Genomic DNA, 22,646 nt, shown 5'->3' with positions numbered 1-22,646 from the left:
TGATGCCAGAAATTGTGTCCGCTTTCAAAGATTTATAGTATATTGGTAAAAAGAATTCACTATAGCAATCCCAAATAGGTTGTAATATTGGAGCCTTGCTGTGCTTGGGTTTTAGGCTAATTTATCATCATGACTCATTTAGGATTGCTATATTTGTCAAAGCTTATGGCCAGTTCTACTAGGGTTTCATCTGAACTTAATGTCATTCTTGACCTATTTAAGGCATCAACCGGGAAGTCTAACTCACGACCGTTCGGTAGTTGTATGGTCAATCGGCTGGGTCGATTCTGTGATCAAAACAAAACCGTGTAACTGCTACAACAGCTACACGGCCAGTTTTTAACTATTTTCAGAAAAAAACCCAACCTAAAACCTAATCTCTAACAAGCTGTATTAGTTTTGTAGGCTTTTCCAGCAAGTTAACCGAAGGCAAAGGTTTGGGATGTTCATCACCCAAGAAGGGTGCATTAAAAAACCTTAATTATGATTATATACCCTAACACCTCAAAACCGCAACAAAACTCCACAAAAAATTATCCCTGTCCAATTCATCAACGGGATAAAGCACTCACCTCCCTCAATACAACAACCGGAGGTGAAGGCTAATGACCAAAGGTTACTACGTCAATCGCCTTAATCCCTGTCCCGTCTGTGGAAAAGATCACGGATGCCAGATTTTGTCCGATGTCGCTGTCCTCTGTCTGCGAACCGATAAAAATAATGTCCCCTCTGGCTGGGTTTGGAAAAAGGAACTCAAAGGCGGTATGGGTTCCCTGGTCGTCGCTTCTACCTCCCAAACCGAACAAGAGCGCCAACAACAACGAGAACAATGGAAACAGCAACGAGAAGAACGGAAACAACAGCAGAGAAAGCGTCAAGCAACGGCTTTAACCGATGAACAACGAGACAAAGAAGCTCGAAAACTCCTCAAACAACTGGGATTAAGTACCCGTCACCGTCAATCTTTACTCAATCGCGGGTTAACAGATACAGATATTGAAGCAATTGGCTTTAAATCGGTCGAACGCTATCAACATTTAATGATTCCTGTTAACCCTAATTTTCCAGGTATCAGTGTCGATGGACTAACTTTACAAATTAAAAATGATGGATTCCTTATTCCTTTATTCAGTTTTAGTGGGTTAATTATTGGGTTTCAACTCGCATCTGATAATCGGGAGGAGGGGAAATATAAACACCTGATTCAGCCTCACCTAAAAAACGGAGAACTACCGTTACAGTTCTATCCGAGTTGTTCCCAAAATTTAGACATTATTGAAGGAACCCTAAAACCCTTAATTGCTTCACGACGACATCACTTAACCGTAGTCGGTGCGGGGGGAGTCAATTGGCATCATTCTCCTGAACAATTCCAAGCGATTCTTGAAGAAATTCAACCAGAAAAAATTATCTTAAATCCTGATACGGGTTCTCTCCTCAATCCCCAAGTTTTGAGGCAATATCGAGAACTTAATCAGTTTATCAAACGATTAGGATATACCCTTGAAATTAGAGATTGGGGTCAAGGAAACCAACCTAAATCTCAAGGGTTAGATATTGATGAAATTGATATTCAAACCTTTAATCAAGCTACTCTGATCTCCTTTGAAACTTGGGCTGGAATTTCCGAACTTGATTCTCATTCTTTAACTCTTTCTCAAACAGAATGGTTTGAACAGTTCAAGTTTCCACAACTCCAACAGGAATTAACCCAAACCCTAAAACAGTTTTATAGCCACCATCTCCGTAAACGTAAAAAACGTAATCAAAGTACAGAATTTGCAGCTAGTTCAATTCCAAAAACTGCTCCTACTCCAACTCCTCCATCAACAGCAATTGTTCTTTGGAAACCTCAGATTCTAACTTCTGTACCTTATATCCCAGGACAACTCCCAATGGTTGAGGAATGGCAACAATTAGGACATCCTCAATTTATTATTCAACAAGGAGAACGATTAACTTTCTATCAAGAAGCCTATGAAAGAGGATATAAATATCTTAAAGATTCAACTCCTGCTGGACATGGTAAATCTCATGATGCTGGATTAATTAACTTAGAAACCTTTGGAATTGAACCCCATCAAACTGAGAATAAAACTCGCATTTTCTACTTATCTCCTGACCATCGAAACCCCACCAATGCTACCATTGAAGGCAATTATATTGACCTCGAATCACGCCATAATGGTTTAGTTTATGATTTCAGTCGGCGTACTCCATTGGGTAAGCCTTACATCATTCGCGCTACAAGTTTAGATCAAAAAAATGGAACTGTTACTATTCCTTCTAATTGTCCTGAAAATGACACCTTTTTAACGGTTTCTGAACTGGGATTACCTGTTTTTGGAGGGAAAGACTCACCAATTTGTCAATCTTGCCCACTACTGAGTCAGGGCTGTCCTTTTCTACTCAATCGTAGGGAGACTTTAAGCTATGAACCTTTAATTCGAGCCGATATTAATTCGATTCCAACGCCTTCAAAAGATGACATTTTAATTGTTGAAGAATCGGATAAAAACATCAAAAATGCTCATCAAATCACTATTAAAGTTGATGAGATTATTAAAACAGCAGCTAAATTGCAACTTCGAGAGGATGAACGCATTTTCAAGGCATTACGTCCCCTTTTAATGGCAGTTTATCAAGCGTTAGAAGAAGTTGATCAAGAAAAATATAAATGGGGTATTTATCATCATCAAGTGATGGAATTAATGCCATCTATTGATGAGCTAAACCAAACAATCTGGGAACTTTATGCGGATGATTGGTTGAAAGCAGATAATGTTTGGGGTACTCCCATCTGGGATTATGAAATCATTGATGGTGAAGTTACTGCGATTAAAATTAGCGGAACCAATTGGATTGCACCTTCTCTCAATGATTTGAAGAAAGAATGTTATAAAATGTTTGAAAATTATGAAAAATACCTTAATTCTCTGGAAACCCCTCAACAAAAACAAGCAGCAATTAAAGCGAATATTATTCCGGCTTGGTTGCCTATTTTAATTGATTGCATAACGGGAAATAAAAGAATTAATTTAAGGATTAATAATGGTAAATTAATGATAACTAAATTAGCTAAACGCCATCGCAATATTATTAAAAATGCAGGGTTTTCGATTGCGTTAGATGCGACTCAATCTAAAGAAGATTACGCCTTCAGTTTAGGGATTAATCCGAATGAAATTTTAGAAGTAAGAGAGGTTCAACGTTGTACACCTAACTTGCATATTCATCTAATTAAAGGCTTAGGAAATTGCGGTAAACAACGACGAGAAACCCAACAGCAACGGATTAGAATTGGCATTGAAGCGATCGCAAAAATTCACAAAGAACAAGGTCACAATATCGGATTAATTGATCATAAATCCGCCATTGAGCATTATCAAGACTTAGTGGATGATTTGAAATTGGGGTACTGGCATCGGGATACCAGGGGTTCAAACCAGTTCCTCAATACTCAAAGCCTGATTAGTATTGGTAGACCTGTTCCTAATTTAGGGGGAATTGGGGCTGAATATCACATTTTAGGAGGATGGGTTAACTGTCCTGAAAAATTAATCGGGCAATATGGCCAATGGGTCAACCGCAAAATCGCCTCAGAACTTATTCAAGACGTTAGCCGACTTCGCGCCCACCTCCGACCCAATGAACAGCTTCACAGTTACTTAGTTGCAGACTTCGATAACTATACCATCAGTCAAATTCGGTTAGCCTTCCCCGGCGCAACCGTCACCGTTGAGAAGATTGATGATTATGCCCCTCAAGCAGCTTCTAAAGGCGCTCAAACCGAACGGGGAATTATTGAAGCACTTTGGCATTCCATTCAAAGCGGCACCGTCGCCACTATCGACGAAATCGCCTCCTTACTCGGAATTACTAAAAGTGGGATCACCAAGAATCTGAAAGACCGATTGGGTATAGGATTCAGGCTCCTGAAAAAAAGTTTACTTCTGTTATTAGAAAGTATTAATAGCAAAAGTCAACTTTCTGATCTGCCCGATGATGCCCGATGGATTGCTGAAACTTATCTCCCCCTCGTTGTCCAATCTCTCGAAAGTGGAGAAATTACGCCATCGGATGTGGTTGTTGAAGTTGTCACTTGGGCGCAAAGTTATGGCCGAAGGACATTCAGGCGTATTTTAGCGATGGCTTCTATACCAACCCTTTGTAAGTTATTGGGTGCTGTGATGTGCCTGTTGCCCAATGCCATCAAAACTGAAATTCAAAACTATCTTTGCAGTTACCAGTTACCAGCTATTATCAGTAAATAAATTACGAAAAACTCAATTATGCCGATTTATTGATTAACAAAGTTACGCCCTTTGGGCTTAATTCAAATTAGGCTTTTCTCTCAAAGTGATAAAAGAGGGATAACCCACAACCTAAAATAATAAATTTTTATTAAATTTTGGAATAACGGGGATAAATAAATTATAATCGAACACAAGAACACTAAGTATGTCAAGTTACTTTAGTTTTCTTTAGAAAGATTAGCGACCAATAGTATAATACTGGAAAATACTAATTTATGTTTACTTGGGAGTAAAGAAATTATATGGTTAACCAGCCTAAAGACCCAGTTAAAAAGAGCGCTACTTCAAAAGCTGTAAGCTCTGGAATGATATCGCTACCAGGTGAAATGTCTGAAGAAACTAAACAAATGGCTATACGCTATCAGTTTATCTACTCAACACTTGGTTTGTCGCTTGGTCTAATGTGTATGATTCTAGGTACTTTTCTTTTCTTTAATGGTATTGGTGGTTCCACTAGCTGGACAGCAAAAATAATGGGTGCAGACAGTAAGATTTCTGATGCTGCTCCAGGAGCTCTACTTTTTTCTGTTGGCTTGTTCTCTGTAAGTATTACACGATTTGGCATAAAAATCCAAAAGTAGCTATAAGCGAAGAAATTTTTTACTCCTTATTTTAAATATGAAGTCAACTATGAACCTTTACAGCCAAATATTTACTCAAAAACCCAGTTTTAATTTTAATGAGTATTCTATTTACATCATTAAATTTTATCAGTGATAACGTAAATAATATTACTTGTAGTATTTCAAATTATTTATAGAAAAAGATCTCAATAACATCTCTGTAGTATTATGAAGCTTAGATATAATAAGTATTTCAATTTATTGCTATCCTGGTTATACACTTTAACAAGTATAACTATTTTTATTATTTTACAAATATTTGCTTGTATAGGGCCATCGATATTAGGATTTTTGATGTTTTCCACCCTATTAAAAAAAGATTCTCATCGTTATTTTTATCTGGTCGGTAGCTTCTTGACCTCTATTACCATGTTTATTAACCTTTTAAGATGTTTGAAAGATGCTGTTCGTATACCTAAACAAGATAATATAGCCGATAATATAAAAATACTTTCACTTGTGGAACAAGTAGCTGATGATGTTGGCATTTCTCGATTTGAAGCAGTGTACCTCAATTCAGAACTGGATATATCTACTTTCTACATCGGTCGTGGAAGATACTTAAATCTTAGTGTGATTGCCTTAACATATCTCACCGAAGACGAATTAAAAGCAGTCATTGCTCATGAATGTGGACACCATCATCATAATGCAATGCTTATTAATAGGAGTTATTATAGAAGTTTTCTATTTTTTGAAAGCTTTGTAAAGGCTTTGACAGAGACAATATCAACTATTCAGAGACGTGCAAAAGAAATTTCATTCTTTATGTTTTTTTATTGTTATAGCCCTATTGCTCTTTACGGCATTTTACCATCTTTATACATATATGACTTATTTCTCTTTTTCATGGGAATTTTAATAAGAAATTCAGAATACGAGTATTACTGCGATTTGGTTGCCGCTAAATATTCTGGAGGAAATATTCTTGCATCTGCACTTCAAAAGGTTTTTGATTTACATATAGCATATAATACAATTAGTAAAAGATCTATAAATAAGGAATATAAAATCATACCTAATTTAAATTTAAATAATATTGAAAAACTATATTTAGAAAATATGAATCGAGAATTTTTGAATGTTCGTTACCTCAACCCAAAAGAAAGAACTGAAGCAGCAGGAAGAAAAACAGATACACACCCTCCTTTATTATCAAGAATAAAAAAAGCACAATCCATTAGTTTTAAAATTGATCTATCTGAACCTCTATTTTCTGAATCAGAAGCAATTTTATGGTTGAAGAAGCTACCAGGAGCTTCATTTATTGAACATTTTAAACAAGAAATTAAACAAAAAATAGAAAATGAAAGTAGACTAGATTCTATAAATAAAGCTCAAAACAGCACTGGTCAAGTGGTAATTGTCTTAAAAAGGAAAAAAGAATCTATTGCTATATGTAATAAATATAATTTTTTTGATAATAATGATAAAATTGGGAATATTGGTTTTAATAGTACAAAATCTTTTTTTGTTGACCCAGGAGTTCATACTTTTTATATGAAAGCTTTACACAAAAAAAGCAATGAATTGGAGCTAATATTATCGGGTAATGAGAAGATAGAGTTAGAATGTGGGAGCGACTCTACTGCTGAATTATATATAAGGTTGATAAGATAATAATGCCCTTTCCAATTTCAGCATTCATCTTTTCCTAGTTATCTTCCCTTGATTATACAAAGGTTTTGGCAACCGGATTTAGTATTACCTTCTGGGCGACAGAAAATCCAAACCAAAGTGATTAACCAAGGTACTCCCGCTTATAATTTCATTCGTCATCAGGTACTTCAATGTCGCCAAGCCTATATCATTCTGCCTTTGGTAGAAGAATCAGACAAACTAGATCTAAGAGCGGCTGTTGTAGAATATCAGCGACTATCAACCCAAATTTTCCCTGAATTTAGGGTGGGATTGCTGCACGGTCGCATGACATCAGCCGAGAAAGATGACGCTCTCAGGGCATTTAGTGACAACACAACCCAAATCTTGGTTTCTACTACGGTTGTGGAAGTTGGGGTAGACGTTCCCAATGCTACCGTTATCTTAATCGACCATGCCGAGCGCTTTGGTTTAGCTCAACTGCACCAGTTAAGAGGTCGTGTTGGCCGAGGTTCCCATTGTTCCTATTGTTTATTGCTGAATACCAGCCAAACCGCACAAGCCAAAGCGCGGCTTCAAGTCTTAGAAAAATCCACTGATGGGTTCTTCATCTCAGAGATGGATTTGCGATTGCGGGGGCCAGGAGTGGTTATGGGCTATCGCCAGTCGGGAATTTCAGAATTTGCACTAGCTAATATACTGGATGATGAAGACTTACTGAATTTAGCCCGTGAAATGGCAATAGCAATTGTCAAAAGTAACCCGAATTTAGAACAGTATCCCTTAATTGTTGCAGAACTCAAACGACGAAGACTGACAATTTGGGATTGTACCCTTAATTAATCAGTTAACAGCTATCAGTTTCAATTATTGCGGTAATGAACTGATACCTGATAACTGATAATTCTCTATAGGAGTTTTACAATGACTTATACCTTAGAAACACTTTTAACGTTTGAAACATTTCTAGCTCAATATGGTGATAATCCTCGCTATGAACTTGCTGACGGAGAATTAGTTGAAATGGAACCAACCGGCCCCCACGAGACTGTCAGTGGTAAACTTGCCACTCAAATCGGTATTGCCATTACAACAGAAAAACTTCCTTGGTTTATTCCCCGAACTTGTTTAATTCGTCCTTTTACTGATGTCGCAACCGCCCGTCGTCCTGATATTGTTGTTTTAGATGAAACAGCACTTTCCAGTGAACCCTTATGGGAAAGAGAACCTGTTATTACCCTAGGACGTTCTATTAAATTAGTGGTAGAAGTTGTGAGTACAAACTGGGAAACAGATTACGCCCGAAAAGTTGAAGAATATGCTCTTTTTGGAATTCCTGAATATTGGATTGTAGATTATCGGGGTTTAGGTGGCGTCGCTTTTATTGGTAAACCCAAACAACCAACTGTTACGGTTTGTCAACTGATTGACGAAGATTACACCCAGCAACAATTTCGTCTCGGTGAACCGATTATTTCTCCTCTGTTCACAAGTTTGCAACTTCGCTTAGATGATGTTCTTCCTCGTTTTAATTAAATAAAATTCTATACTACAGTAGAAAATTATTTTTTAAGTAAGACTGACGAAATTTAGTCTTAGCCATATAAACAGCTTCTTTATTCTTCCATTGTTTATGAGGGAGTAAATCTTTGATACTTTGTAGTTTAATTAAACCGCTATAATCACCTGTAATTTGAAAAATAACTTGAGCGATCGCTTTACAACACCCCTCTGGACATTTAACAACCTGATACTCAGAAAACCGAATCACAACCCAATTTCGTTCTAAAAAAAATCGATTGCGTTGCTGATCTTTATTTTGATCCACGCAATGATGAGGCTTTCCTGTTTTTCCATCATAAGGTTCATCAATTTCAATATCTATCGCTAAACCTGTTGCTTGATGAATTAGAATAAAATCAGCCGTATAACAGAAAGAGGTATTAGGTATAGGAAACTCAACACCCATACAGAAGTCATAAACACCAGAGAAATAACGACATAAGTAAATAAAAAATTGTTTTTCACTGACTCCTTGCTGTACTCCTGTATTCCCTTGATTAGATGGAGGCTGAACAATTTTACTCAATAAAAATAAAAGCTTCTTAGAACGGTCTTCTAACAAATTATTATATTGTTCAATCTTCTGATTTTGGTGCTGTAAACGGTGTAATAAATTACTTTTAGAGTTAGATATTTTTTGCTGATTTTTAGTAAGTTTAGGCTGATATTGCTGGCACAATTTAAAATTAACAAATCGCAAATAAAAACAAGCTGTTACTGCACTCACTGACGCACATATCAGTGATAACCAAAAAGCTAGAATGCTCATGCCAAATAGTTGATTAACTAACAGAACTATTACAACACTCACGACCCAAATTACAATAACCCCATATAAACAAGAACTAGGATAAATATATTCTTTTGAGGACAATTTTATTTCAGAAGAAAATTCTGCCACTGAATTAGGACTGCTATTCAATACGGGTATTGGGTTATTAATGCAGAAATAACGAATTGAATCAGGAATCAGAATAACGGGATAAAAACCTCTAACTGAATTCATGACATTAAGAATTGCTAAATTTAATAAAAGTTATAGGCTTTATAGTTTAATCAATTCCTACGCTACAACCTATCAGCACCTAACTTGATCATCCTTAAGAATTAAATAAAACTAAACTTCCTGTTGATTTTAATAAATGATTACTGGGCTAACGCCCAAGCCCAGAGGTGAAAATAACATTTTCTTAGTTATTAACTATGTCTACAAATCAAACCCAGAGTACCCAAAGAACTACCTCTGATCCTCTAAAATCTACACGAGAGAAACTAGCCCGAAAAATTAAAACCGCATTGAAGACAACAAGCCCAGAAGAAACACTTCAAATCTGGATGTTAATCAAACAGCAAGAACTTAAGAGAACGACTCCTGGCTTATCTCAACAGCAAATAGAAAGCGTTCTGCAATCTTTAATTTTAGAGTTAGGCTATGATGTCATCGCCATTCCAACTCTACCATTGACTACTTCCCTAACATCAGAAATACCCATCGATACAACAAACTCCAATCCCTTAGAATCGGATGAAGAACAGGAGGATAATCAAACGGATTTGGATAACTCTGATCTTGAGGATGATGAAGAGAGTTACTCAGAAGTTTATAGAGAAAAAACTTCCTCTCGGAAACAACGAGTTCCTGCTTTGAAAAAAGTTGAGTCGTTAAGGGCTTCTAACCGAAATGGAAAACACTCCTAACAGCCGCGAAATTGATGATGTTCCAAATTATCCTGGTGTTGTAATCACTAATTTCTGTGATGATTCATTCGCTTTGGAACCTTTTTTAGAAAGTTGTGAAGCTGATAATGAACTCACACCAGGAACCTTAGCGATTTTTGTCCAAATTGAAACGTTTGATGAGTATTTTCATTGTTGTGGAAAGTGGTAATTTATGTACTTAGCTAAAAATTTGTTAGCCCGATATTCAATCCAATCGGTTGAACTCTGGACTCAATTAGAAATGGCTGAAACTCCTGAACAAGAGGAGGCGATTGTTAAAGCAATTTGGGATAACCAAACAGACCAAGAAACTGCTGTCGATACTCACGCTGAATTAGCTGATCAATTAGATGCTGAAATTTGTGCAATTAAAGCTCGTTTAAAACATTTAGCTACACTGCATAATCAGGCAATTGAACGATTAGAACGGTGGCGTAGTAACCTTGATAAAACCTTACTCTATATTCACCAAATGGGGGTTATTTCTACTAATGTTGTTGGGCGATCGCGTCACATCCAACTAAAAGAAAATCCCCCAAGTTGTGAAGTCTTAATCGATCCTTCTGACTTACCTAGCGAGTATCGCACAGAAAAGCTTGTTGTTGCGCCCAACAAACGTAAAATCATTGAAGACTGGAAACAAGGCATTCCCGTTGATGGCACTCGTATTGAACGGAAACTTAGAGTAGAATACGCCCTAGTTCCGTCTAATCTAACGGGTACAATTGAAGTTATTTCTAATCGTAGCACTTCCTCAACTACCCGGAATTCTGATTCAATGTCAATACCCAAAACCAAGCGAAAAGGAAAGACATTTTCTAAAAAAAATACTGAGAAGTCTAATCAGGGAATAAAAGCATAATGGTTTGATTCAAACTATCCCAAAATTACAAATGATTGTGCTTCATTGATAGCAGATAGCTTTTATAATCATAGAGCTATCTGTTATTTTTTTATCTTCTATCTTTCCTGTAAAAAGGGGCTAACGCCCATCAATAGGGTGATAATTAACCAATAAGCGCAAAAATGAAATGGTTAACCCCACAACGTGCCGTTGCTTCTGCTAATTTATCAATAACGAGTGAGGAGCTAATTGAATATACTCTTCAATCTGAAGAGGAAGAAACAATAGAAGAAAGATTTCAAAAAGTTGGCTTGTTATTTGATCGCGATCGCTGGCAATCTAACAAACCTTATTTAGCTCTACTTTCTTCAGATAATATCCAAAATGAAGTGGCTATAAAACCTTCTAATTCTGCTACTGATTCAGATTTAATTAATGATAAAAGTTTAGCAGAAGAAGATGAAGAAAATACTGTAACTGAACCAGAAGAACCTTACAATTTTGAACAATGTACTATCGAACTCCATCTAACATTTAAACCTGATGATGGTCATTCTGAGGGGCGGATTGTGATTATTTCAGCCAGCAGTCACGGCGACTTCCCAATGGGTGAAAAAATTAGAGCGTCAGCCTTGGGAGAATTACCCCCTCCTATTCAAACATTATTTAAGGAACTTGTTGCTGATTTTCCAAATCGCCAAGCACGACGACAAATGGCTAATATTCGCACCCAAAAGAAAGCAACTTCTAATCCCAATCAACCTAAAAATGAAACCAGTAAAACGGTTAAATCAGAAACTTCTACCCAACCCAAAACTACTGGAACTCAACTAAGTTTATTCTAAAATTTAACCCCTTACTTAACTTTAGGAGAACCCAATGAATTCCAAAAAGAAAGTGCTAATTTCCTTTGAAGGACAACAGCATCCTGTTGATGAAGAAATAGCCAATGATGATCAAGAACTTCGTAAATTGTTAACAAGTTACTACCCAGATTGTGCTAATGCAGATATTATCAGAAAGCCAGGAGAATTGATTACCATTGCTAAACGGAATGGTTCTAAAGGATGAAAATAATCATGAAAATTAGTCCCCTAGAATTTCTGATTAATGCTCCCGAAGAAGTCAATCCAGCGCTTTCTATGTGCCGAAAGCTTCAACGATTAGAGCTTGCTGGAGAACTCGATAGTACCACAATGAAAGAAATGGTAAAAACGATTGAGTTAGCAATTTCCCAAGCAACAGATGACATAAAAGCAGTTGAACAAACGAAAGAACGGTTGTTTAATAGTCAATCTGTTGCTACAGCTATTCCAACAGGGTTTTAAGATGGCTATAATTTGGAACGCTAAATTAGCTCTGCAACTGTTACGCCAATGCCAACCTATCATCGATATTGAATCAGCCATTGACTATTTATGGTCTAAACTGAACACCTATCAGCTTCTAAATCTTTACCAAGAATTGTTTCCTGTTGAATGGGAAAAAAGCCAATCTGAAATTTACTCTGAAAATAACAGTCATAGTCCAAAAGAGTTAGAGTTTATTTCACTGGTGAATGAATATTTATTTCCCATAGATGACTTGATTATCGAGACTGCTTATGAAGAACGCCTGTATCAAATTCCGGTCTCTCCTAAAGGAATAGATTGGCAAGATGAAGAAGAAGGAATTGATGCTTTGCGAACAGGGTGGCAACTCCTTCTCCCCCTCTCAAAGTCAGGTCGATGGTGGTTGGAAACTGTTGAAGGTACTCAAGGAGAAGCTTGGTACAAATGCACGTTTGGATATAGCTTAAAGGACATTACTCATCCTGAAAAAATTAACCTTAAACTTCTCAAAAAATTAGCTTTTCGGGCGACATCTCCTATTAATGCTTTTCCCATTGCATTAGCACTCCTTGACCTAGAAACAGATAATATTTGGTTAGATCAGATTGCTTGTTCTGAAAGTTATTGGAGTCGTAATATTGAATTAAGACCTTGGAAGCTTGAAGAAGTTCAATTTCTCACTCATCAATGGAATCAAGCGACTCAACTCCTCAATCAAGCTTATGAATTAATTGAATGGATTGAAACCGACCCAAACACTAATTTTTCACACCTTTTAGCATTATGGAATCTGACATTGGATCTGAAATAATTCAGGAAATTCTGACAGTTTCCCCTCGGAAATTGTCTGTGATTCAAGCTGAACTTCTTTTTCTTGAGGGTGAGACTTACATTTTCCATTATCAATCCGAAAATGGTTCTAAATACAAATGTTTGTCTCCAGCAACGCTGAGAACTGCTTTTGCAAATACACCCATTGATTCGGGTTGGATAAACCCAGAATTAGGAATAGTACGTTGGGGAACAGGTAGTAGTGGGGAATGGACAATTAAATTCATTCCCCCACAAAAACATGAAATTAATGTATTGGAATCAAAGTTATTCATTCCTTTACCTGCATTGGTGTTTTTAGGTTTAAAATCAGATTACTGGATTTGGGCAATTAAAGGCTCAAAATTTAACCCAGATGCAGAAGCTTTTCATGTTCCGTTGCCTAACGTTTATTCACAGTCTTATCAATCTTGTGGACGCATCTGTTGGGGAGATCATAAACCGCCTATCGCTTCGCCAAATACCATTACAAATGCTTGGGAATTATTCATCTCAAGTTCCTTCAATGAGCATTTGAGCAATGGTAAATCTAAGGCGAAGCCTAATGATATTCGTCAGCAACTTGAAAAAGCCGTTAACCGTTCATCTTATCCGGTTAAAGATTTAATCAGTACCCACCAAACCATTACAAAATTACTCTCGACAATAATTAATGATTGAATTACCCAGTTTTATTACGGATGTCACAGAGGAAAAAAAAGAGGGATAATTTTGTAATTTTTACTCAAATTCTGTTGCACCACCGTTGTTTGATAAACCGATGCAATTGTAAATGAAAATAGGAGATTTAGCTAATGTTTAATTATGATTATTTGAAAGCTTCGCCACTAATCATCAGACAAACTGATTCAATTGATTTTTGGTTAATTGGGGCTGGAGGAACGGGTTCTTGGCTATCGTACCATATTGCGCGACTGGCGCGGAGTTTGGGTAAGTCAGGGAAGAAGGTGCAATTGGCGGTCGCAGATCCCGATATAGTTGAAGAAGCCAACATCAGCAGGCAGGCGTTTTGTGACAAGGAAATCGGACTACCCAAAGCGCAGGCTCTAGCGTTGCGATACTCTATAGCTTGGGGAGTGGAGACGACGGCTTTCGTACAGGAATTTGATCCTAAACTGATCCGAAGAGCTTACGACAAGCTGACCATCTTGGTCGGATGCGTGGACACGGCTGCCGGGAGAGCGGCTATTAACCAGGCGCTTGAGTTAAACCAATACTACAGCCACTCTGAAATCCCCCGTGTGTGGTATTTGGACTGCGGAAATCATGCCACAGCCGGACAAATCTTGCTGGGCAGTTCTTTGGAAACTGACCTGGAGTTCTATCATTTTGGGGGACTCGGATGTGCGAGGTTGCCGTCTCCGATGATCCAAGCTCCTGACCTTTTGAAACCGAAACCTGAAGAGTTGACAAATAACTTATCTTGTGCTGAGATGGCAATGCTAAACTTGCAGAGCGAGAGCGTAAATGTCCGAGTGGCGGCTGAGGCGGCGGATTACCTGTACCGGATGGCTGCGGGTAATCTCAAGCGGTTTGCGACTTATTTTGATTTGGAGAGTGGGACGGGGCGATCGCTTTACATTACTCAGCAGTCGGTATGGGCAGCGTTGAAATCTACAGCAAGTAAAACAACACCATGCTAACCTGATATTAAGCTTCAAAAAAATGTAGCTTTAACAATTGAATCTACTATGAACAATATCACGATTCAAAACTTTGATGATGATCTGAAAAATCGCCTCCAAAAGCGAGCCGAATATTATGGGCGTTCTCTGGAAGAAGAAGCTAAAGAAATCCTCCGCGCTGTCTTGACAAAAAAAACTCTCGAACCCTTAAATCTTGCCTTGGCTATCGAGCGACGTTTTGCCCATTTTGGCGATTTTGAAATTCCGACTATCGCTAGAGAACTTTTACGCGAACCACCTAATTTTGAAGACTTATAAGGACTATGGCAAGCATTACGATTCAAGTTGATGAAGATATTAAGACAGCGTTTGAAGGGGCTAGTTCTGAGACTCAGAAAAAGTTGAGCTACATTGTTCAATTGTTTTTGAGAGGAAATTTACAAAATAAAACTTTAACTGAAGTTATGGCAGAAATTTCGGGTAAAGCACAAGCGCGAGGGCTAACGCCAGAAATTTTACAGGATATCTTAGCCGAAAATGACGAATAGATTTGTCATATTTTTTGTAAAAAATCTTTGTAAGTTAAAATTTCTGTCCCCTCAAAATTTACCAAACTTAATAAATCTCTATCTCCTGTAATTAAAAAATCAGCTTGACTATCTTTAGCTAAAGCTAATAAATAATTATCTTTAGCATCTCTACAAATAGAAACTTCTGAGGTTGTTTCTATAGATAAACCAATAATATTCAACAATTCCAGCAATTCTTGGACTTTCGCTACTGGAAAATATTTTTGGAGTTTTGGTCTTTGAGTTACTAGATTAATTTCCTCTAGGAGTTGGTTGCAAAAGACAACTTGGAGCGTTTTATTGACGATTAATTCTTGGAGATTGGCTAATTCTTTACCAATCAAGAAGCTAATCCAAAGATTCGTGTCTATAATTACTTTAAGAGGCTGGTTTTCTGGCATAAATTTCGCTTCTAACTGCTTCAACTTCTTCGGTAATAGTTTCTAAAGAAAGTTCATCGGTTTTGAAAGACTCTAAAAGGGCTGTTAATTGGCTGTTTAATACTTCTTTTTCAAGTTCTTGGCTTAACAGCAATTTTTCTGAATATGGCAGTTGTTTGACTAAGGCTAAAACTTGCTCAAAGTTCAGGGAAAGTTGATAGTTGGCTGGAGTCATTGTTCGTTACGCTTAGGGTTTATCGATATTTTATCTTAAATTTTTAGATTGAGGATGGGGTATTTATCCCCAAAACCAGAAACTGCCAAAACCGTCTCAGAAACCCGGTTCCTTATCTTCTCACGTCTCCTCTAACCAAGTTTGAATCGCTGATAACAGATTGGGTTGATGGGGGGGAAAGCCTTTTAACGGTGCTTCTAGGGATTTGTCCGTTAGCCAAGCGATAGACAGAATATTGGTGAGTTTGTGGCAAAAGGCAATAAGTTCATCGGTGGGATGTTCGCAATGGGTGAGCAGAAGGTTGAGTTTCGGTTGATTTCGGGTGAGTTTGAGTTTTTTCAGGTGTTCACGCAGTTTGCTGGGGGTGGTGACTTCTTTAGGATAGTCTTGATCGGGAAAGTTTGGGTTTCGGTTAAACCGTGCCATGCCCGGTAGAAGTCAGTTTATAACACCCAGATCCATTGGTCATGGAAGGAAAAGCTGTAGTAATCCAGAACTATAATTTTCTTGAGTCAAACCTGACAAGACACAAAATAAGTGGTAGTTTAGGGTGAGAGCAAGTGTTGATCCCCAATTTGCGGGTTAAGGCTTAGTTGATTCGACGGCGGGAAGCAGAAGTTTATTGAATACGCAGAGAAATCTGTCAAAGTTAACTGTTTCAAGCAAGGATTATCTCCACTGCGAAATCAACATGACGTTGCAACACGGGTTCGGACTCATCTGTTCGACTTAACAGTGATCGCGCGCAGTTGAACTATGCCGTTAGACGTAAATTAAGAGGCAATTTCATGAATAAGAGTTATGTTATATGGAACAACAAGGGTGGTGTCGGTAAAAGCACCATTACCTTTCACATTGCATCTATGTATGCCGAGAAGAATCAAGATCGAAATGTTGTTGTTATAGATATGTGTCCACAAGCAAACTCATCAATGATGTTGATGGGAGGCGGTACTGGTGCAGAATCTCGTCTTCAGGAACTAATTATTGGAGATGTCCCTAAAACCGTTGTGGGTTATCTGACAGATAGTGTGTTAAAGAATGATACTAGCGATGTGAATAAGTATTTACTTCAATTAAAGGAAAGTAACCAAGAGCTACCGTCAAACCTTTTTTTAATGCCTGGTGACGGAAATCTTGAGTTGATAGCTCCTTTGTTGGCAGAAAGAGCTGATGCAACACCGTTGTCAAGCACTGATTCTCCTTGGGTTGAGATACATTCAATTATAAAAAAGTTGACAGAGCGTACTCTATTTGAAAAGCCAACAACATTTTTTATTGATACCAATCCCAGCTTTTCAATTTATACACAAATAGCAATTCTATCAGGACAAAAGTTATTGGTTCCTATCAATGCAGATGATTCATCAATTTATGCTATATCTGGATTGTTTAATTTAATTTGGGGTACTGAGAAATCACATCCAGTTTATGGAAAGTACACTTTTGCAGCGAAAGTTGATAATTTTCAAATAGAAAGACCAAAAATTGCTCTTTTACTAGGTAATAGATTTACTCAGAAAAAGGGCGCAGCGCGGGCTTTCAAAGCACTATCAAATGAAGCAGTGAAGAAAATGTTTGAGGAGTACAAGAAAAATAAGTCCCGTTTTGTCCAGGGAGAGCTACATGATTATACTCAAGAGGAATTTGAAACTGCGTATAGTTGTGAATTGAGAGATTTTAATAGTGCTGGTGTAGTAGCAGCCAATCTAGGATTACCATTAAGTGAAATGCTAAAACGTGGGAAGTATGAACTGTATGGAGAGAACATCCAAATTAATGAATTACAGAGAGAAAAATGCCATGAAGTGATTAAAAATCTTGTTGAAAAGTTGTGAAAATCTGATTGAAGATTGAGTCTTTAGGGTTACAAAATTGCTTTGCAGACGGCTTTTGATGCAGCATCAAACTTTCCCGCAACCGTAACCGCGAAACCTCATCTTTCTGTTCCATCGCCACCAACGCCAACCGCGCCAAGGCTTTATTAATTGCCTCCCGTTGGTCTAAAATCTCCTCATCAGCCTTAATGTAGCGACTTGACCGATCTGAGATATGCCACAATATTCACAACGGTTATTAGCTCGTTGAATCACCTATCGACGGAGAGTAGCTGGAATCTTTGTCATTGATGATTACTGGCTCACCCGTGTTGAGCGTAACTGTAGCAATGATAAAAATTCCATCAAGTCAACCAGTCCCTCGGCTTCCTGTTGTTCTGCTTGAGATAGGCTGTAACCTTCATCTTGACGATCTAAGAGAAATTGCAAACGGGCTTGAACTGCTGGTGACAGTTGAAAGCGAGTGAGTTCCAGGGGAAGTTTGAGGCTTTCGGGCATAGAACAGTTCACCTTAGTCTGTAATTCTGTGACTCTATTTTAGTAGTTTCAGGGGCAATCGGTTCATACTACCCAACAGTCGGTGTGTGCCGTGCTAAAATTGATAGCTAAGTAAAATGATTATACGTGAGAGATTAACAATGAGTGGTTTTTTAACACAAGAAGACTTTGAAACAATTTTTACATCACATTTGAAAATTGAAACTTATTCAAAATCTATTGATTCCCTTTTTAGTCTACGCAGTTTAAATAAAATTAATTACAAGCCGTATTATCAGAGAAATTATGTATGGGATGATCATAAGCTGTTAAGCATCTAAATAGGGTATAATGAAAAACCAAGTTTAGAAAAATCAATCAAAAGATGCCTGCTAAAAATCATTTAAATGAAAAGCAAGTAGAGAAACTACAGAAAAGATTGAAAGAGGAAGAAAATGGACAAATCCGAGAAAGAATCTTGATTTTATTATTGCTAAATGATGGTAAAAAGCAAAGTGAAATTGCCAAGTTTTTGGGCTGCTCATTAAACAAAGTATGTTATTGGTGTGTACATGGAGACCCTGACAAATTAGAAAGCCTAAAAGATGAAAGAATGAAAGGAAATTATAGAAAAGCCACAGACAAATATATAGAGATATTATTAGAAACAGTAGAAAAAGAACCGGAAGAATTAGGATATGAATTTGGGAGATGGACAGGAGAAAGATTGGCAACTTATTTAGAACAAATCACAGGAATCAAATTAAGTAGTTCACAAGTGAGAAAGATATTAAAGGAAAAAAAGTATGTTTATTTGTGGGCAAAGTATAGCTTAGAAGAGAAAAGAGATCCAGAAAAAAGAAAATTATTTAAAGATAAAATAGAAGAATATTTGAAAATAGCAAAAGAAAGTCCAGAACAATTACAGGTATGGTTTTGGGATGAAAGTGGATTTAATTTAAGAGTGATAAAAAGAAAGAATTGGTGTAAAAAAGGGAAGAGGAAACAGATTAGAGGAGACAGGAGGAAAGGAAGAGTTAATGTGATGGGAGGATTGAGGTACTCGGATAAAAAAAGATTTGTAGAATTTCTGGATAAAGGAAATGCAGATAATTTTTATCAAGTGTTAAAAAGTTTTTATCAAGAGCTAATTTATGAATGGGTATTAGCGGGAAATCAAGCAGAAGAATTTGTAGAAAAAGGAGCTAAGATCCTGATTATTCTTGACAATGCAAGTTTTCACAAAAAAGAAGAGTACCTAGAAAAAATTAAAGCAGAAATGCCGAATGTCTATTTAGAATTTCTTCCAGCATATAGTCCAGATTATAATTTAATTGAATTAGTCTGGCATTCAGCTAAAGAATATATAGCTCATCGACTCTTTAAATCAGTTGATGAGCTAGAGTGTTTATTACATCAGCTTTTAAATGAAGGACAGTTTAACCTGCCGCCCCTTTAAATTGTAGAGTTAGATGCCTGAAACTTTTCTATAGCTTAGATCGGTTTAAAAAATAGATGTGTGACAGCTTAGAAGCATCTCCAATTTCTATAATATTCCTATAGCTGTCACTGTCGGAAAATCTTTATAATTGTTTACCTATAGAGCTTTTGTGTAGGAAGGGATTAGATGTTCTGGTGTCGTAGGCAATCGCCCCATTTTTTTCTAATACCCAATACAAAAACGAAGTTTTTTTAAAAGGACAGCTTGCATTGATTGACGCAAGAGGGGATAAGTGAAACGTTGGTGTTGGTTACTCCAGCGTTAATTTGATAATATGAAGTTGATCCAGATTAAGATTGGGTATCCTTAAATTAATATCAACTGTGTTTTGGGGACTGGCAATGCGTCAACTTTGGTTTCTGATCTCCATCGGTATTTTTGCAGTTGGGCTCGGAGGATGCGGTTCAACACCTGAAGAAACAGCCTCTACACCCAGTCCAACAACTTCTCCTGCGGCTTCCCCTGAAGCTACTGCTTCACCCCAACCCAATGCAACACCCACTCCGGGCAAAATTGCTCCGTTTAAAGATCCGTTAGTCAAAGAACAATCAAACGTCGCTGCGGGTGCAGGTTTAATTCAATCGACTAATCCTGAAGAACGGTTAAATCTTCTGGGGAAACGTCCAACAGGAACCCCCGTAGCACCCGCCACAACAACGGCTCCTAATGCTGCGGTAGATGATCCCTTTGGAGTTTTGCCTCCTGTAATCGTAACCCAAACTCCCGACCCTGGAGAAACACCAGAAGCACCCGAACAAAGCACTCGTACTGTGCCAGATTTACCTAAATTACCCGTTGCTGAACCTCCGCTTCGCTGGAGGACTGCAAGTGTGAGCATTCCTTCGCCACAAACCCGTACCCCCAACACCGGATTTAGCCCATCTGGAATGGCTCCCAATAGAGGGTCTAACCCGCCGAATCAGAGAACAACATCGGGCAATGGAGCGGCTCGTAATCCCTCTCAATCCTTATCTCCTAACGCCAGGGGAACAACACCCACTCAGAGAACAACATCGGGTAATGGAGCGGCTCGTAATCCCTTATCTCCTAACGCCAGGGGAACAACACCAACCCCTCGAACCGTTGCACCTCGGAGAACCGTTCCCACGTTACCGACTTTACCCATTGCCCAAGTTCCTGATTTACCAGCCCTTCCCAATACAGTGGCTCCCCCGTCTTGGCGTGATCCGAATCCACCTCCACCAAAACCTGTTGCCGTTCAACCCTTTGTGCCCCCGCCTCCATCTACAGACTTAGCACAGGCGATGGAAGTCACCGGGGTATTGCAGGTGGGAAATCAAACGAAAGTGATTCTTAAAGCTCCCGCAGAACCTACCAGTCGTTATGTAAGCGTTGGACAGCGTGTGTCTAATGGTCAAGTTCTCGTCAAACGAGTCAAGTTTGATACCGGAGGTGAACCCATTGTGATTTTTGAGCAAAATGGTGTTGAGATCGCTAAATCTGTAGGAGCTACGAATCCACCGGCGGATCAAAAAATTAATAATATTAGTCGGCGATCCTCTGCTCCTGTGAGTTAGTCCAGTTAAAAAGGACTTTAATTCAGGTGTCAACTTCAATCAATTGTAGAATTTTTTCATGGTAGGAGTAACCATGTTGTGTTCGATGCGAAAACTGGGTTCTTTAACACTAATTTTATCGACTTTAGCGATTGCAATTGAGATAGCTAATCCACTGGCTGCGATTGCACAGCAAGCTCAAGGCAAGCGTCCTCCCGTTTGTGAAGGACAATTACCCACCGGAAGAGTCAAGTGTAATTATGAGGGAGGAGATAACTATCAGGGAGAGTTTGTTAACGGTAAACCGGAAGGACGTGGCATTTACGTTTATGCCAATCGAGATCGCTATGAAGGCCAATTCCGCAATGGTTTACCCAATGGACAAGGGGTGTTTATTTTTGCTGATGATGCTCGTGTGATTGGGGTATTTAAAGATGGCAATATCAGTCAGGGAACGGTAGTTTTTGCCAATGGCGATCGCTATATTGGCACGTTTAAACTGGTGCGAGAAATTGGCAGTGGTGCGGTCAGTAGTCAACCTAATGGTCGAGGTCAATTTATTTATGCCAATGGCGATCGCTATGAAGGGGAATTCTTCGCCGGATCGCCCTTTGGTCAAGGGGTGTTTACCCGAATTAATGGGACTCGCTGTCAAGGACAGTTTTTTAATCAAGAACTTGATGGGAAAGGAAACTGCACCTTTGCGAATGGCACTCGCTACGAAGGAGAATTTCGAGGGGGAGTTCCTCATGGTCAAGGGACGATTATTGATGCCAAAGGCAAGCGTTTTCCAGGGTCTTTTCGAGACGGCAAAAAGGTTTGACACTCTCGCCGTCAATCGCAAAGCGATGTGACGGGAGATTCTTTGTTCAACGAATCGACTTGCCCCAACAGGATTGCTCCGGTTAAAGTAGAGGTCAATTCTCCCAAAGCATTTATCGGTTCTAAACCGAAAGTTCCCGTATGTCCTGCGGTACTTAATCCCCTTCTTAAAATATTTTTCGCAGCATTTTCATCCCGATCCAACTGAACCCACAACTACAAACATGGGTTCTCGTTGATAGGGATTTTTTTACGGTTTTACCACAATTTGAACAGTTCCCAATTGAAATCAGAAAACGGAATTTTATACAGGAATTTATTCCCGATTACCATTGACAAAATGTTAAGTTTTGTAACTCAATTCCCAAAAAAACTTGACATTTTTATTGCTATGTTATATATACCTCGGTGATTGTTAAATTCAGTTAGCAATAAAACTTAAAGACTGAAATGAACCCAGACAACCGATCCAGTAGTACCCTGAACATTAAACGTCTTTATCCGTTCTTTTCATTAAAAAGGGGAAGATAAACCAATGGTTCAACGTGGTTCTAAAGTTCGTATCCTACGCAAAGAGTCTTACTGGTATCAAGAAGTGGGTACAGTGGCTTCTGTAGACTCCAGTGGTATCAAATACCCGGTTATCGTTCGCTTTGACAAAGTGAACTATGCAAGCGTCAATACCAACAACTTTGCTTTGTCGGAAGTGGTGGAAGTTGCAGGCCCGGGCAAAGGTTCGGGTCAAAAAGTGAAAACTGGCTCTCAAACACCAGTAGAAGCTAAAGATCGTAAAGTCCCTGGTGGTAGTGCAACTCGTGTCGGTGATCCGAACCAAGGAACCGAAGGAAATTAGTCG

28 protein-coding genes and 1 pseudogene are annotated in these 22,646 nt (G+C 38.3%); 22 read left to right on the top strand and 7 right to left on the bottom strand.

The features are described from left to right. The first annotated feature begins 483 nt into the window (after positions 1-483). The 6 genes from NMK36_RS28740 to NMK36_RS04985 all read left to right on the top strand — a co-directional run bounded on the left by NMK36_RS28740 (position 484) and on the right by NMK36_RS04985 (position 8,074). The gene (locus tag NMK36_RS28740) at positions 484-606 is read left to right on the top strand and encodes a hypothetical protein (protein WP_281250378.1); all 123 of its coding nucleotides are present in this window, start codon (positions 484-486) and stop codon (positions 604-606) included. Further along, a complete protein-coding gene (locus tag NMK36_RS05005) occupies positions 606-4,274 on the top strand; it encodes a hypothetical protein (protein WP_254173129.1) in 3,669 nt (1,222 codons plus the stop codon). Before NMK36_RS28740 ends, NMK36_RS05005 begins: the two co-directional genes overlap by 1 nt. A gap of 284 nt (positions 4,275-4,558) precedes the next feature. Then, positions 4,559-4,897 (top strand): hypothetical protein, encoded by a 339-nt coding sequence (locus NMK36_RS05000; RefSeq protein WP_254173128.1) that lies wholly within the window; start codon positions 4,559-4,561, stop codon positions 4,895-4,897. 336 nt (positions 4,898-5,233) lie between these two features. Further along, entirely contained in the window at positions 5,234-6,559 is a 1,326-nt protein-coding gene (locus NMK36_RS04995) for a M48 family metallopeptidase (RefSeq protein ID WP_254173127.1), read from the top strand. Positions 6,560-6,607: 48 nt separating this feature from the next. Continuing rightward, the gene (locus NMK36_RS04990; protein ID WP_367997170.1) at positions 6,608-7,381 is read left to right on the top strand and encodes a helicase-related protein; all 774 of its coding nucleotides are present in this window, start codon (positions 6,608-6,610) and stop codon (positions 7,379-7,381) included. An 81-nt stretch (positions 7,382-7,462) separates the two neighbouring features. Continuing rightward, the gene (locus NMK36_RS04985; RefSeq protein ID WP_254173126.1) at positions 7,463-8,074 is read left to right on the top strand and encodes a Uma2 family endonuclease; all 612 of its coding nucleotides are present in this window, start codon (positions 7,463-7,465) and stop codon (positions 8,072-8,074) included. A 13-nt stretch (positions 8,075-8,087) separates the two neighbouring features. On the opposite strand, the gene NMK36_RS04980 is transcribed toward NMK36_RS04985, so the two are convergent. Continuing rightward, the gene (locus tag NMK36_RS04980) at positions 8,088-9,107 is read right to left on the bottom strand and encodes an endonuclease domain-containing protein (protein ID WP_254173125.1); all 1,020 of its coding nucleotides are present in this window, start codon (positions 9,105-9,107) and stop codon (positions 8,088-8,090) included. 197 nt (positions 9,108-9,304) lie between these two features. On the opposite strand from NMK36_RS04980, the gene NMK36_RS04975 reads away from it, so the two are divergent. From NMK36_RS04975 to NMK36_RS04925, 11 genes are all read left to right on the top strand, one after another. Beyond that, positions 9,305-9,799, top strand: a complete 495-nt coding sequence (locus tag NMK36_RS04975; RefSeq protein WP_254173124.1) for a hypothetical protein — start codon at positions 9,305-9,307, stop codon at positions 9,797-9,799. Then, entirely contained in the window at positions 9,783-9,989 is a 207-nt protein-coding gene (locus tag NMK36_RS04970) for a ferritin-like protein (protein ID WP_254173123.1), read from the top strand. The genes NMK36_RS04975 and NMK36_RS04970 overlap by 17 nt, the downstream gene beginning before the upstream one ends. Before the next feature lie 3 nt (positions 9,990-9,992). After that, positions 9,993-10,682, top strand: coding sequence for a siphovirus Gp157 family protein (locus tag NMK36_RS04965; protein WP_254173122.1), 690 nt, complete (start codon positions 9,993-9,995; stop codon positions 10,680-10,682). Between the two features lie 164 nt (positions 10,683-10,846). Continuing rightward, positions 10,847-11,509 (top strand): hypothetical protein, encoded by a 663-nt coding sequence (locus NMK36_RS04960; RefSeq protein WP_254173121.1) that lies wholly within the window; start codon positions 10,847-10,849, stop codon positions 11,507-11,509. Between the two features lie 34 nt (positions 11,510-11,543). Beyond that, positions 11,544-11,735, top strand: coding sequence for a hypothetical protein (locus NMK36_RS04955; RefSeq protein WP_254173120.1), 192 nt, complete (start codon positions 11,544-11,546; stop codon positions 11,733-11,735). 8 nt (positions 11,736-11,743) lie between these two features. Next, positions 11,744-11,992 carry a hypothetical protein gene (locus NMK36_RS04950; RefSeq protein ID WP_072722562.1) on the top strand — a complete coding sequence of 83 codons (249 nt, stop codon included), beginning with the start codon at positions 11,744-11,746 and terminating at the stop codon, positions 11,990-11,992. 1 nt (position 11,993) lies between these two features. Further along, entirely contained in the window at positions 11,994-12,806 is an 813-nt protein-coding gene (locus tag NMK36_RS04945) for a hypothetical protein (protein ID WP_254173119.1), read from the top strand. After that, complete coding sequence (locus NMK36_RS04940) at positions 12,779-13,486, top strand: prokaryotic E2 ligase family D protein (protein WP_254173118.1); 708 nt, start codon at positions 12,779-12,781, stop codon at positions 13,484-13,486. Before NMK36_RS04945 ends, NMK36_RS04940 begins: the two co-directional genes overlap by 28 nt. Positions 13,487-13,620: 134 nt before the next feature. Continuing rightward, positions 13,621-14,469 (top strand): ThiF family adenylyltransferase, encoded by an 849-nt coding sequence (locus tag NMK36_RS04935; RefSeq protein WP_254173117.1) that lies wholly within the window; start codon positions 13,621-13,623, stop codon positions 14,467-14,469. Between the two features lie 48 nt (positions 14,470-14,517). After that, positions 14,518-14,769 (top strand): FitA-like ribbon-helix-helix domain-containing protein, encoded by a 252-nt coding sequence (locus NMK36_RS04930; protein ID WP_072722566.1) that lies wholly within the window; start codon positions 14,518-14,520, stop codon positions 14,767-14,769. Positions 14,770-14,774: 5 nt separating this feature from the next. Then, positions 14,775-14,999 (top strand): hypothetical protein, encoded by a 225-nt coding sequence (locus NMK36_RS04925; protein ID WP_072722567.1) that lies wholly within the window; start codon positions 14,775-14,777, stop codon positions 14,997-14,999. 5 nt (positions 15,000-15,004) lie between these two features. On the opposite strand, the gene NMK36_RS04920 is transcribed toward NMK36_RS04925, so the two are convergent. The 3 genes from NMK36_RS04920 to NMK36_RS04910 all read right to left on the bottom strand — a co-directional run bounded on the left by NMK36_RS04920 (position 15,005) and on the right by NMK36_RS04910 (position 16,061). Next, entirely contained in the window at positions 15,005-15,445 is a 441-nt protein-coding gene (locus NMK36_RS04920; protein ID WP_254173116.1) for a putative toxin-antitoxin system toxin component, PIN family, read from the bottom strand. Then, positions 15,399-15,635 (bottom strand): type II toxin-antitoxin system VapB15 family antitoxin, encoded by a 237-nt coding sequence (vap15, locus tag NMK36_RS04915; protein WP_254173115.1) that lies wholly within the window; start codon positions 15,633-15,635, stop codon positions 15,399-15,401. Before vap15 ends, NMK36_RS04920 begins: the two co-directional genes overlap by 47 nt. Positions 15,636-15,755: 120 nt before the next feature. Beyond that, positions 15,756-16,061 carry an NACHT C-terminal alpha/beta 1 domain-containing protein gene (locus NMK36_RS04910; RefSeq protein WP_254173114.1) on the bottom strand — a complete coding sequence of 102 codons (306 nt, stop codon included), beginning with the start codon at positions 16,059-16,061 and terminating at the stop codon, positions 15,756-15,758. Positions 16,062-16,423: 362 nt separating this feature from the next. On the opposite strand from NMK36_RS04910, the gene NMK36_RS04905 reads away from it, so the two are divergent. After that, a complete protein-coding gene (locus tag NMK36_RS04905) occupies positions 16,424-17,473 on the top strand; it encodes a ParA family protein (protein WP_254173113.1) in 1,050 nt (349 codons plus the stop codon). Here the strand turns inward: NMK36_RS04905 and NMK36_RS04900 are convergent. Beyond that, positions 17,448-17,696, bottom strand: coding sequence for a hypothetical protein (locus tag NMK36_RS04900; protein ID WP_254173112.1), 249 nt, complete (start codon positions 17,694-17,696; stop codon positions 17,448-17,450). The two genes, NMK36_RS04905 and NMK36_RS04900, sit on opposite strands and share 26 nt — an antisense overlap. A 71-nt stretch (positions 17,697-17,767) precedes the next feature. After that, positions 17,768-17,971 carry a hypothetical protein gene (locus NMK36_RS04895; protein ID WP_254173111.1) on the bottom strand — a complete coding sequence of 68 codons (204 nt, stop codon included), beginning with the start codon at positions 17,969-17,971 and terminating at the stop codon, positions 17,768-17,770. Between the two features lie 364 nt (positions 17,972-18,335). On the opposite strand from NMK36_RS04895, the gene NMK36_RS04890 reads away from it, so the two are divergent. The 3 genes from NMK36_RS04890 to NMK36_RS04880 all read left to right on the top strand — a co-directional run bounded on the left by NMK36_RS04890 (position 18,336) and on the right by NMK36_RS04880 (position 21,791). Continuing rightward, positions 18,336-19,409, top strand: a complete 1,074-nt coding sequence (locus NMK36_RS04890) for an IS630 family transposase (protein ID WP_254173110.1) — start codon at positions 18,336-18,338, stop codon at positions 19,407-19,409. A 383-nt stretch (positions 19,410-19,792) separates the two neighbouring features. Continuing rightward, a complete protein-coding gene (locus tag NMK36_RS04885) occupies positions 19,793-20,989 on the top strand; it encodes a hypothetical protein (RefSeq protein ID WP_254173109.1) in 1,197 nt (398 codons plus the stop codon). Positions 20,990-21,062: 73 nt separating this feature from the next. Beyond that, positions 21,063-21,791, top strand: coding sequence for an MORN repeat-containing protein (locus NMK36_RS04880; protein WP_072722774.1), 729 nt, complete (start codon positions 21,063-21,065; stop codon positions 21,789-21,791). Between the two features lie 11 nt (positions 21,792-21,802). Here the strand turns inward: NMK36_RS04880 and NMK36_RS04875 are convergent. Continuing rightward, positions 21,803-22,065: pseudogene (locus NMK36_RS04875) on the bottom strand (zinc ribbon domain-containing protein); the annotation flags it as partial. A 260-nt stretch (positions 22,066-22,325) separates the two neighbouring features. On the opposite strand from NMK36_RS04875, the gene NMK36_RS04870 reads away from it, so the two are divergent. Beyond that, entirely contained in the window at positions 22,326-22,643 is a 318-nt protein-coding gene (locus NMK36_RS04870; protein ID WP_072722773.1) for a photosystem I reaction center subunit IV, read from the top strand. The last annotated feature ends 3 nt before the right edge of the window (positions 22,644-22,646 follow it).

The organism is Planktothrix pseudagardhii (assembly GCF_904830925.1).
GTDB classification, from domain to species: domain Bacteria; phylum Cyanobacteriota; class Cyanobacteriia; order Cyanobacteriales; family Microcoleaceae; genus Planktothrix; species Planktothrix tepida.
The sequence above is the reverse complement of the archived record's forward strand: the minus strand, read 5'-3'. Positions and strand labels throughout refer to the sequence as shown.